Raw genomic sequence first — 10,351 nt, 5'->3', positions numbered from 1 at the left:
GCTGCGGTGACCGCGGGGTTGTTGTGCCCCACCATGGTGGTGAGCACGCCGCCGAAGAAATCGAGATAGCGGTTGCCCTCAACGTCCCACACGTAGCTCCCCTGACCGCGCTCGATGCTGATGGGCTCGGCATACAGCGGCTTGACATACGAGGGCAGGATTGCCTGGTAGCGCTGGTGGAGCTCGGCGTTGGTGGTCACTGCTCTCGACTTACGCCTCTGTGAGCGGTCCGTACATGTCGGGGCGGCGGTCGCGATAGAAGGCCCACTGGGCTCGCACCTCGTCCACCATGGCCAGATCGAGGTCGCGGATCACCAGCTCTTCTTGTTGGTCTGACGCCGGATCCTCGACGAACTGGCCCCGGGGGTTGGCGAAATAAGAAGTGCCGTAGAAGTCGTTTTCGCCAAGCGGCTCGATGCCCACCCGATTGATGGCCCCAACGAAGTACATATTCGCCGCCGCCGACGCCGTCTGCTCAAGCTTCCACAGATATGACGACAGGCCCCGGCTGGTCGCCGAGGGGTTGAACACCATCTGGGCGCCATTGAGGCCCAAGGCCCGCCAGCCCTCGGGGAAGTGCCGGTCATAGCAGATGTAGACCCCGACCTTGCCCACCGCGGTGTCGAACACCGGATAGCCCAGATTGCCGGGACGGAAGTAGAACTTCTCCCAAAAGCCCTTCAACTGGGGGATGTGGGTCTTGCGGTACTTGCCCAAATAGGAACCGTCAGCATCGATGACCGCCGCGGTGTTGTAGAGGAACCCAGGCTGCTCCTCTTCATACATCGGCAGCACCAACACCATGCCGTGCTTGGCGGCGATCTCCTGGAATCGCTTGGTGGTCGGGCCATCGGGGATGGCCTCGGCGTAGCTGTAGTACTCGGGCTCTTGCACCTGGCAGAAATAGGGGCCGTAGAAGAGCTCTTGGAAGCACATCACCTGGGCGCCCGCCGCTGCGCCTTCGGCCACATACTTCTCGTGCTGCTCGACCATGGACTCCTGATCACCCGTCCACGCGGCCTGCACGATTGCCGCCCTGACAACATCCGACATGGGGCACCTCCAATCTTCCGTCGAACCGCACCTTCAACGTAGCAAGCTCCAACAACACGGCTCTGCGGAATAAACCCCTCATCCTTATCCGTGAGCTTCCCCCCTAATCGTGGAGATGTTGTTTTTGAGGATCGGGGGTGTGGGCTTGTTCGTATTCTACCGGTGGGACCATTCCGATTGCGGAGTGCAGCCGGCGCAGGTTGTACCAGCCGCTGATCCACATGGCGATGTGCTGGCGGGCTTGGGCTCTTGTGGTCCAGCGGCGCCGGTCGATGAGCTCGTGTTGGAGTGTGGAGAAGAACGACTCGGCCGGGGCGTTGTCCAAAGCGTTGCCGGTGCGGCCTGTCGAGCGGGAGATGCCTAGCCGCCGGCAGGCTTTGGCGAAGGCTTCGGACGTGTATTGGCCGGATTCAACCGGTCGTCGCAACACCTGCTTGTGCGAGAGATTGTAGGTGTTCGTCGAGGGCTTCTGCCGGTGTTTTCCAACCGAGGATCTTGCGGGGCCTGGCGTTGAGCTCGTTGGCGACTGCTTCGATCTCTTCCGCGGGCCATCTCGCTAGGTCGGTGCCTTTCGGGAAGTATTGGCGGAGCAGGCCGTTGGTGTTCTCGTTCGTGCCGCGCTGCCATGGCGATTGCGGGTCGGCGAAGAACACGGGGATGTCGGTCTCGACGGTGAACTCAGCGTGAGCGGAGAGTTCCTTGCCTCGGTCCCAGGTCAGCGATCGGCGAAGCTGTCCGGGCAGCGTGCTCATCGATTTGCTCAGTGCGTTCTTCATCGTGGCAGCGCCGTAGCCGCCGAGCGCCGGCCCGTTCTTGCGGGTGCTCTTGTGCTGGTAGCCGGGTTCTCGGGGCAGGTGAACCAGGATCGTGAACCGGGTGGTCCGCTCGACCACGGTGCCGATCGCTGAGCGCTCGAGCCCGATCACGAGATCTCCTTCCCAATGTCCAGGCACGGCACGATCCTCGGCTTCGGCCGGGCGTTCGCTGATGAGGGTCTCGGGTGTGACATGAGCCCAGGTCTTGCGACGTGATCGTTCCCTGGGCGCCCGCAACGCCCGCCCAGTGCGCAGACACCACACGAGTTCGCGTTTCAGCGCGCCTCGGCCTTCGATGTAGAGCGACTGGTAGATGGCCTCGTGGCTGATCCGCATGGACTCATCATCGGGGAAGTCGACTTTGATCCGGTTTGCGATCTGCTCGGGGCTCCAACCCCGCACCCACGCCCGGTCTCTGCGATGGGGTTTGTTCAACCCTGTCCATCGAGGCGCTGCAGGACCCACAACTTCTCCGCTCCCGGGGCTGCTGATCTTGCCGGCGAGACGGTCTTCGACATAGGCGCGCAGCCGCTCGTTGGCCACGAGCTTGGCGACCTTGGGCCGTCGTGCCGCCATGTCGGCTTTCCATTGAGCAACCGACGCCCGATACTCGATTGTTCCGCTGCGGGTGGCTGCGTTGCGGCGCAGCTCACGAGAAATCGTCCCGGGGTCTCGACCGACCGCCCGAGCGATCTCACGCACCCCTTTCTTCTGGGCGCGCAGCAACGCGATCTCCTCGCGTTCAGCGAAACAGAGGTAGCGGACTGAGGGCTGTTTGCGGATGTCGAACGGCGCCATGCCGCCAGCATCGCGGAACCACCGGCCGCCGACGGCCTGAGCAACACCGGCAACAGCGGACGCCTCCTCGGGCAGCGCACCCTTCGCGATCTCGGCCCAGAACGCAGCCTCGACATGCCGCTGGAACTTCGGATGACCGGGCGACCCCAACTTCGGCCGAATCGCTCGATCTGCTGCCTGCTGACGACGAACCACACACCACCTCCACCACAGGGTGTTGCGACGACCGGTTGAATCCGGCTTGCGATCCCTTGTCGGAATGGAAGATCACGCCTTTGATATCGCCGCCTCGGGCGGCGAGGGCCATGTTGATGGCCTGCTTGGCCAGCTCGGCGGTCGGATAGTCGTTGGAGGTGGCGAAGCCGAGCATGCGCCGCGAGTACAGGTCCTCGACTGTGGCCAAGAACACCTTGCCCTCGGCGGTGGGGACCTCTTTGAAGTCCCCGCACCATTTCTGGTTGATCGCCTGGGCGGTGAAATCGCGCCCCAGCAAGTCCGATGGGGCCGCGGCGCCGGGGTTTTGGCTGGTGAGGCCCCTGTAGCGCCGTTTGGGTCGGGCGCACAGGCCCTGGCGGACCATCGATGCCTCCACCGTGGTCTTCGACACCGAAAGCCCATCGCGGCGCAGCTGGGCTCTCACCCTGGGCGACCCGTAGGTGCCCTGGGACACCTCGAACGCCCGCTTCACCTCGGCATCTGTCACCTGTCGGCGGAGCTGCCGGGCGGTAACAGGCCGGTTGCGGTGCTTGTAGAACGTCGAGGGCGCGATGCCCAGCGCCCGACATGACACCGCGTGAGGCACACCGTGGTCGGTCCTTTGGGAATCGATGAACCCAGCCATACCAGCTGTCATCGAGTGGCCTCGTTGACCCAGCCGACCACGGATCGTTTGAGCACATCACGCTCCATCTCCAACTCGGCGACCCGCTTGCGGAGCCCGGCGAGCTCGGCCCGCTCGTCTGCAGACAGCCCGCCGGCCCGCTCGGCGGCGTCCCGGCGCACCCAGTTCCCCAGCGTGCCCTCGTTCACACCGAGCTCCCGGGCCACATGGGCCACCGGCCGGCCGGTCTCGTTGACGATCCGAACAGCCCCCGCACGGAACTCCGGATCGAACTTTCTTCGCATTCGTGGCATGACTCTCCTTATAGAGCATGTCTCCACGAAAAAGGGGGAACCTCAGCCGGGTCTTCGCGTTGAAGCGGGGACGTCGGGTTCTGACTTTTGTGGCGGGTTGAGTGTGGCCGGTTCTTTGGCCGGTGGCGAGTAGGATTCTGAGCCGGTAGTTGTTGAGGTTGCGGAAGCCTCTGGCTGGGCGTTTTATGTCTTTGGCTTTTGCGTTGGCGGCTTCGATTCGCCCGTTGTGGGCGCCGGTTGCGATGCTGGTCGCGATTTCGGTTCGCCAGCTTTTGAGGGTGCGGGCGTGCTGGTGCAGCTCGGGGGCCGTTTCGGGGGCTTCGCACCAGGCGATTGCGTCGGCGAGGCGCTCGGCGGCTTGGCCGGGGTCTCCGGTTTTGAACACGGCCCGGACTTTTTCTTCGGCCTCCCAGCAGTCGGCGGCCTCGTCGTGGGGATCGCCAGCGTCGAGGGCTTGTTGGAGGCGCTCCCAGCCGGTGGTGTCGAGGCGTTCTGCGCCCGTCGACAGCAGCTTGCGGGCTCCGTGGAAGGGGTCGCTTTTGCGGCCCCGGTGGCCGGTGGTTTCGTTCTGGGTGCGGCGGCGGCACCGGTCGAGGGCCTGGTTCGCCAGTCTGGCGACGTGGAAGGGGTCCACCGCGATCCGCGTGTCTGCGCGCAGGCGGTCGCCGCGCAGCGACCTGATGGCGCTGCGGTAGCCCTCACAGGGGCCGGTGCAGACCACCTCGACGGCCCGGAGCCATTCCCGCGCCTGCTGCGACACCCATCTGCGCAGGCCAGCGGCTTCTCGGCCCTCGAACACGTCGACGGCCCGCCCGGTGACCGCGCCAACCGCCGCTGTGATGAACCGGCGGCGCCGGCGCCGCGAGGCTGAGGCCATCACCGTCTCGTCGAAGCCCAGCTCGACAACCGGCCCAAACCGGCGAGCGCCGGCTGAGGCCTGCTCGGCTGAGGCCGCGAGGTGTGACCACATCGTGTGCCAGGCGATGCCGAGCTGGCGGGCCAGCGACGCCACCGACCCCTCCATAGCGGCTAGCCTGCCCACAGCCCAGCCCACCGCCCGCCCGGCCAGCACCCGCCGCGGCCCCACCAGGTCGGACCGCTCGGTCCAAGACCCGACACAGCACCGGGCGTCCGGGCACACCCAGACCCTCTTGTTCCACACCACCCGCTGCGGGCGCCCGCCGCTGAAAGGAGCGTCTCCCAACACCACCTCCCGGCGCCCCTTCGACCAGGCCCGGTACCCGCAACCATCGCAGAACACCGCCTGCCCGCCCGGGGACTGGACCCGCACCACCACCTCGCCGCCCACCTCCTCGACGCCGGCCACCTCCAACCCGAGCGCGCCGAACCCAACCGCTGAACCATCTTGAACCACCAGGGGCCTCCCGACTCTTGGACTCTGCCAGTCACAAGAACCGGCGAGGCCCCCTCACCCAGTGGCAGACCCCCACAAACACCCCAGTCCCCGCTTCAACGCGTAGAGCCGGTAAATCGTCTCCGCGCACACGAATTGGCCCAGCGGGGCGAGCTCGGCCGAGATGGCGTGGGGCGACAGCCGCTCATCAAGGCGCTGCTGCACCTCCCGGCGCAACCCGGCGTCGGCTGCCAGCTTCAGCGCCCTGGGCCTTTTGGCCCCCGCGTCGGCACCGGCATGCGCCCCAACAGCGCAATAGGCACCGGCCCCGCAGCACTTCTTCCCCCGCCACACCGTCGACCGGTCCCTGCCCAGCCGCTTCGCGATCTCCGCGTCACTGAACCCCCCAACCGACAACACCTCAATCCAAGCGCGCTCTTCAGAGCAAACACGCCGTGCCATACTGGACACCTCCACCGGTCGGTCTCTGACTCTTACAACCGGCCATCATGGCCGAACTGTCGCGACCACCAGTGGAGTTAACCGGGTCTTCGCGTTGAAGCTGGGACCGGGGTGGTTGTGGGGGTCCGCCGCTGAGGTGGGGGCCTTGCCGATTCTTGTGACTGATCAGTTAGTCCAAGAGTCAGGAGGCCCCTGGTGGTTCAAGGTAGTGCAGCGGTTGGGTTCGGCGCGGCCGGTTTCGAGGTGTCCGGCGTTGTCGAGGAGGGCGGGGAGGTCGTGGTGGGGGTGCAGACCCCCGATGGGCAGCGGGTGTTCTGCGATGGGTGCGGGCACAGGGCCCGGTCTAAGGGGCGCCGGGAGGTGGTTTTGCGCGGTGCCCCGGCAGCGGGCGGGCGACCGCTGCGGGTGTTGTGGGACAAAAGGGTGTGGGCCTGCGCGAACACCGGGTGCGCGATCAGGGCCTGGACCGAGCAGTCCGAGCTCGCCGGCCCGCGGCGGGTGCTCACCGCCGGGGCGGTCCGGTGGGCCACAGACAGGCTGGCGGCGGTGGAGGGGTCGGTTGTGTCTTTGGCCCGCCGCCTCGGCGTGGGGTGGCGCACAGTGTGGACAGCGGTCGAGGCCGCCGCCCGCCAGCGGGCCGGCGATCCCGCCCGGGTGGACCCGGTCGCCCGGGCGGGGTTCGACGAGACCGTCATGGCATCGGCCGCCCGCCGCCGCCGGCGGTTCGTGACCGCCGCGGTCGACGCCGCCACCGGCCAGGTCATCGACGTCTTCGACGGGCGAGACGCCGCTGACCTGCAGCAATGGCTCCAACAACAGCCCCGGTGGTGGACCGATTCGGTAGAGGTCGTCTGTGTGGACCCCCACGAGGGCTACCGCAGCGCCGTCAAGCACGAGATCGGCGCCGGGCGCCTCCCGGCCGGAGCGAAGATCGCCGCGGACCCGTTCCACATCGTGCGCCTGGCGAACCAGGCGATCACCAAGTGCCGACAGCGCACCCAGACCGAGACCACCGGCCACCGCGGCCGAAAAGGCGACCCCCTCTACGGCATCCGCAAACTGTTGTTGACAAGAGCCGAGCGCCTCGACGCCCAAGGCCGCATGCGCCTGCAACAGGCCCTGGACCAAGGCGACCCCTACGACGAGGTCGCCGACTGCTGGACGGCCAAAGAAAAGGTCCGGTCCGTGTTCAAAACCACAGACCCCGAACAAGGCGAACACCGCCTCGACGACGCCATCGCCTGGTGCGCCGCCCCCGAGTCCGGCCCCGAGCTGCTCCGCCTCGCCACCACCCTCACACGATGGCGCGACGAGATCGAAACCAGCATCAAAACCCGCACCCACAACGGCCGCACCGAAGCAGCCAACGCCAAGATCAAAGACATCAAACGCTAAGCCAGAGGCTTCCGCAACCTGCACAACTACCGGCTACGAATCCTGATGGCAGCCGGACGAAAACCACGCGAAACTCAACCCGTCACAAAAATCAGAACCCGACGTCCCAGCTTCGTCGCGTAGAGCCAGTTAACCGAGGCTCGATTCCTCCCTTATCCTCCAAACGCCCCACAGGAACTCCTGCGCATCTAGATGGACATATAGGGCCCACACAATCACGCACCACACACGGTAAACTTAAAGCCATTTGAACCAGAATAAAGCACCAAAAGCCACCATAACTCCAAAACCCACAGAGGCCGAGACAAATCGTTCTACTCTAAGCTGATAGGGAGTCCTAAAAAATACTCCATAACTGTAGATGGGTACCCTTTGTTCGTTTGGTTGCAACGAAGTACTTCTGGGTGCTCTTCCCCGCCTTTCGAAAGTTGAAGTGTCGCGCTCTCGACTCATATCAACAAAATTAAAAAGTAAGAATACTATAACTGAAGCAAACATAACGGCAAATATTTCAACGACAAATCCGTTCCACCCAGAAAGCGATTCGCTAGGCCTGACTGCCGTAATAAGACACACAGATATACATGCAAACACGGCAAGCGCAACCAGTTCACCAAATTCTCGTCCATGTTGTTTACTGTAAACCAGTGAATCCAGATCTATACGAATTTCAGTTATGGAGTCCACCGCACCCTGAATGTCACTCTTGCTACTATCTCTCGCATGGCGTTCACCTGCGTCCAATTTTGAACTGGCGCGCAAATAGGCGTCAAGTAAGGGGTCACTGTTTTCATAATCGGCATAAGACGACTGCGACAATTTACTTCTGCGTTTGGAAGTGGAAATGTCGATCATCATAACGTCATCAAGTATACTCCGATCAATATTTGCCGATCCGCTGTCAATCAATGACTGTGATTTACGGAACAATGATATAAATAATCTATCCTCGTAGGCCGTTCGGTCCACTAATCTAGACACTCTGAATACAAGTATCAAAATGAAGATAGTGGTGGATAATCCCAGCATTCCCCAATATTCGGAATCTTTCCAGGCAAAGTCTATGGCGGCCCACTCTCCAAGTATTTCGTCCCTCAAATATACGAACACTCCAAAAATCCAGAGTGACACAATGAGCGACCTAAATCCAATCTTTGCCTCAGTTCCGAACTGTTCTTCAGGGTCAACGTTGATTAGAAGATTCGCAGCTACTATTGCCGTTGCCCCCATCGCAAAGTAGTCAAATCTTGCGACGTCAATATCCGTGTACAGAGAAAGCCACAGTAATCCCAACACCGGTGTCAGATAGGTTATAGAATTCACACCAAGATTGTCGGTCATTAGGTTGGACTTTCGAAAGAACAGAGAACTGCACCCCATTAACACTGCTCCTGCCAGAACGGTCCACCCAAAAGATTCCATATGTATGCTATCGGTTCGCCTTAGTCCTACAGCCAAATTAATCGGAGTCACAATAATATTGCCGATACAATAGCTCAGAACTCCACACATTAGCTCCGCTGATTGACGGGGCCGTTCATCCTCCGATTTTTCTATGATTCTAGCTGCCACTTCTTCTCCCCAGACAAAGTGAAACGCAGTCAATCCGCCAATCAGAGTAGTTGCCATTGCCAATAGCAACCCAAGGGCCAAAGATCGCTGAGATATATCGGGTGACGCATTGAAGCTGCCGGTTGGGCTGAGAATCACGAACACTAGTCCAAAAATCGCTATAAACGAAGTGACGATTGTATGTGTCTTCAGACGACGATATCTTTGTACTCTACCATCAATCTTTCCGAGTAGACGCGCCATGAAGAAGATAAGCACTATGGGATACAATTCAAAGAAGACAGAAGCGACAGCGGTGTCTACATAATACGTTGCCCATGTATATAAGCTATAATCAAAATGCGATACCGCACCTAGTAGCAGGGTATATCGCATCAATCTTGATCTAATGACCGTTCTTGCTAACGTTGTCAATAACATTTTCCGTCCGAAGACTGCCAAGAATAATGCTACCGCAATAGATTTTCCTATAGCGAACCCAGCTCCAGCAATAAAAGGGTCGTTGTCGTGCCCGATCTTGTCCACCGCTAAGGGTACGAAGGAGTACCCCAATGCTGCCAATATCATTAGCAGTGCGGCCGTACCTGTGTCTGTAAAACTAAGCCTTTGCTGACTCATAGTAGTGAATGGCAGCTGGAAGGGATACTGAATGTATGGCGCTTATATACCTGACTAGCCAAAAAGTGTCTGACCTGGGGTAATGGCTTCTGCCTTGAGAGACGTTCAAGCAGGTCAGGAATCTGCTGGCTAGTCACGTATATAAACCCCGAATGTATCGATTCGCATATGCTCTGGATTGTCGTATCTATGTTGCGGTCTCACCGACATAGAGATCGACCCTTCAACGCAACTCGTCGCATAACAGGCACAGCTGTAACCGTGACTAAGGAAGAAAAATCTGGCAGAAACGGACTTTGGTGGAAATGAAGTGCGAGAAACGAGGGGGATCTCCATCCATGCACTATCGACTTCCTTCCATGTGCCATCAAGACCAACACATGCATCAGGTTTCGCCTCTCAGGGCCAGGATATGGTCGAGTTCTGAGTGCATGTTGACGAGGCGACAATCGAAGTCGCCCAACATCAACTCATCGATGCCGTTGGAGGCCATTCCGGCCTGGACCCGGCCGATGCCGTCGAGGTCTTGGTTGACCACCTCGGCAATGACCGTCCCCTCGGGGAAGTGGATCATCTCGGGAGGCGGGCCTGAGCCTGCTCGATCGCCCAGGCGGTGGAACAGCCAGAAGTCGAAGTGCGAGTGCCCGGCGTGGTCACCGGGGCGGGCCCGGAAGATGGTGAACATGTCGCTGTGCACGTTCAGCACCACATTGGGGAACACCAGATAGTGGTAGTCGTCGAGGATCTGCTCGTCGGTGTAGTGGCTGAAGTCCACCCCCTCGGCCGCAGCCCTGTCCCTAACCAGTCCCACCGCCCAGTCCCGGGCGCTCCGACCGGCCAAGTCCACCGAATCGCCGGGCTGGAGTCCCAACATGGTGCCGTAGTTCTCCACGAAAGCTCGGGCCACCTCGTGTTGGTCGGCCTCCGGGAACCGGGGAGAGCCGATCCCCAAGGGGATCCTCATCATGGAGTGGCCCCGGTCCCACAGCTCATAGGTGGTGTTGAGGGCATCCATGAAACCCCGCAGGCCGGGATGCAGACCCTCCAAGTGGTAGGCCTCGTTGAAGGCGTCCACCGTGGTCTTCCAGTTGCCGGCCAAAGGAATGGTCCAGCACGCCGTCAGGGTTCGCTCCCCCAAATTGAACGGGGC

8 protein-coding genes and 3 pseudogenes are annotated in these 10,351 nt (G+C 61.2%); 1 reads left to right on the top strand and 10 read right to left on the bottom strand.

The features are described 5' to 3' along the window. The 8 genes and pseudogenes from ACOOGG_RS00570 to ACOOGG_RS00535 form a co-directional block, all read right to left on the bottom strand. The coding region (locus tag ACOOGG_RS00570; protein WP_420431204.1) for an aminotransferase class III-fold pyridoxal phosphate-dependent enzyme at positions 1-200 on the bottom strand (200 nt) is incomplete at its 3' end. Positions 201-210: 10 nt separating this feature from the next. Next, positions 211-1,053 carry a nitrilase-related carbon-nitrogen hydrolase gene (locus ACOOGG_RS00565; RefSeq protein WP_420431202.1) on the bottom strand — a complete coding sequence of 281 codons (843 nt, stop codon included), beginning with the start codon at positions 1,051-1,053 and terminating at the stop codon, positions 211-213. 103 nt (positions 1,054-1,156) lie between these two features. Next, positions 1,157-1,402: pseudogene (locus ACOOGG_RS00560) on the bottom strand (integrase core domain-containing protein); the annotation flags it as partial. Positions 1,403-1,463: 61 nt separating this feature from the next. After that, positions 1,464-2,861 carry an IS30 family transposase gene (locus ACOOGG_RS00555; protein ID WP_420431200.1) on the bottom strand — a complete coding sequence of 466 codons (1,398 nt, stop codon included), beginning with the start codon at positions 2,859-2,861 and terminating at the stop codon, positions 1,464-1,466. 55 nt (positions 2,862-2,916) lie between these two features. After that, positions 2,917-3,507, bottom strand: a pseudogene (locus ACOOGG_RS00550) (IS3 family transposase); the annotation flags it as partial. 8 nt (positions 3,508-3,515) lie between these two features. Next, complete coding sequence (locus tag ACOOGG_RS00545; RefSeq protein WP_420431198.1) at positions 3,516-3,791, bottom strand: transposase; 276 nt, start codon at positions 3,789-3,791, stop codon at positions 3,516-3,518. Between the two features lie 145 nt (positions 3,792-3,936). Then, positions 3,937-5,091, bottom strand: a pseudogene (locus ACOOGG_RS00540) (ISL3 family transposase); the annotation flags it as partial. 138 nt (positions 5,092-5,229) lie between these two features. Beyond that, entirely contained in the window at positions 5,230-5,616 is a 387-nt protein-coding gene (locus ACOOGG_RS00535; RefSeq protein ID WP_420431196.1) for a hypothetical protein, read from the bottom strand. A 195-nt stretch (positions 5,617-5,811) separates the two neighbouring features. Here ACOOGG_RS00535 and ACOOGG_RS00530 point away from each other — a divergent pair, with 195 nt between their 5' ends. Beyond that, the gene (locus ACOOGG_RS00530; RefSeq protein ID WP_420431194.1) at positions 5,812-7,011 is read left to right on the top strand and encodes an ISL3 family transposase; all 1,200 of its coding nucleotides are present in this window, start codon (positions 5,812-5,814) and stop codon (positions 7,009-7,011) included. A gap of 237 nt (positions 7,012-7,248) precedes the next feature. Here the strand turns inward: ACOOGG_RS00530 and ACOOGG_RS00525 are convergent, their stop codons facing one another. Together ACOOGG_RS00525 and ACOOGG_RS00520 are read right to left on the bottom strand one after the other, a co-directional pair. Next, positions 7,249-9,108, bottom strand: coding sequence for a hypothetical protein (locus ACOOGG_RS00525; RefSeq protein ID WP_420431192.1), 1,860 nt, complete (start codon positions 9,106-9,108; stop codon positions 7,249-7,251). A 478-nt stretch (positions 9,109-9,586) separates the two neighbouring features. Next, the coding region (locus tag ACOOGG_RS00520; RefSeq protein ID WP_420431190.1) for an SRPBCC family protein at positions 9,587-10,351 on the bottom strand (765 nt) is incomplete at its 5' end.

Origin of the sequence: Candidatus Poriferisocius sp., from assembly GCF_965214065.1 — a bacterium.
Lineage (GTDB): Bacteria > Actinomycetota > Acidimicrobiia > Acidimicrobiales > Bin134 > Poriferisocius.
This window is presented reverse-complemented; position numbering and strand designations above follow the sequence as displayed.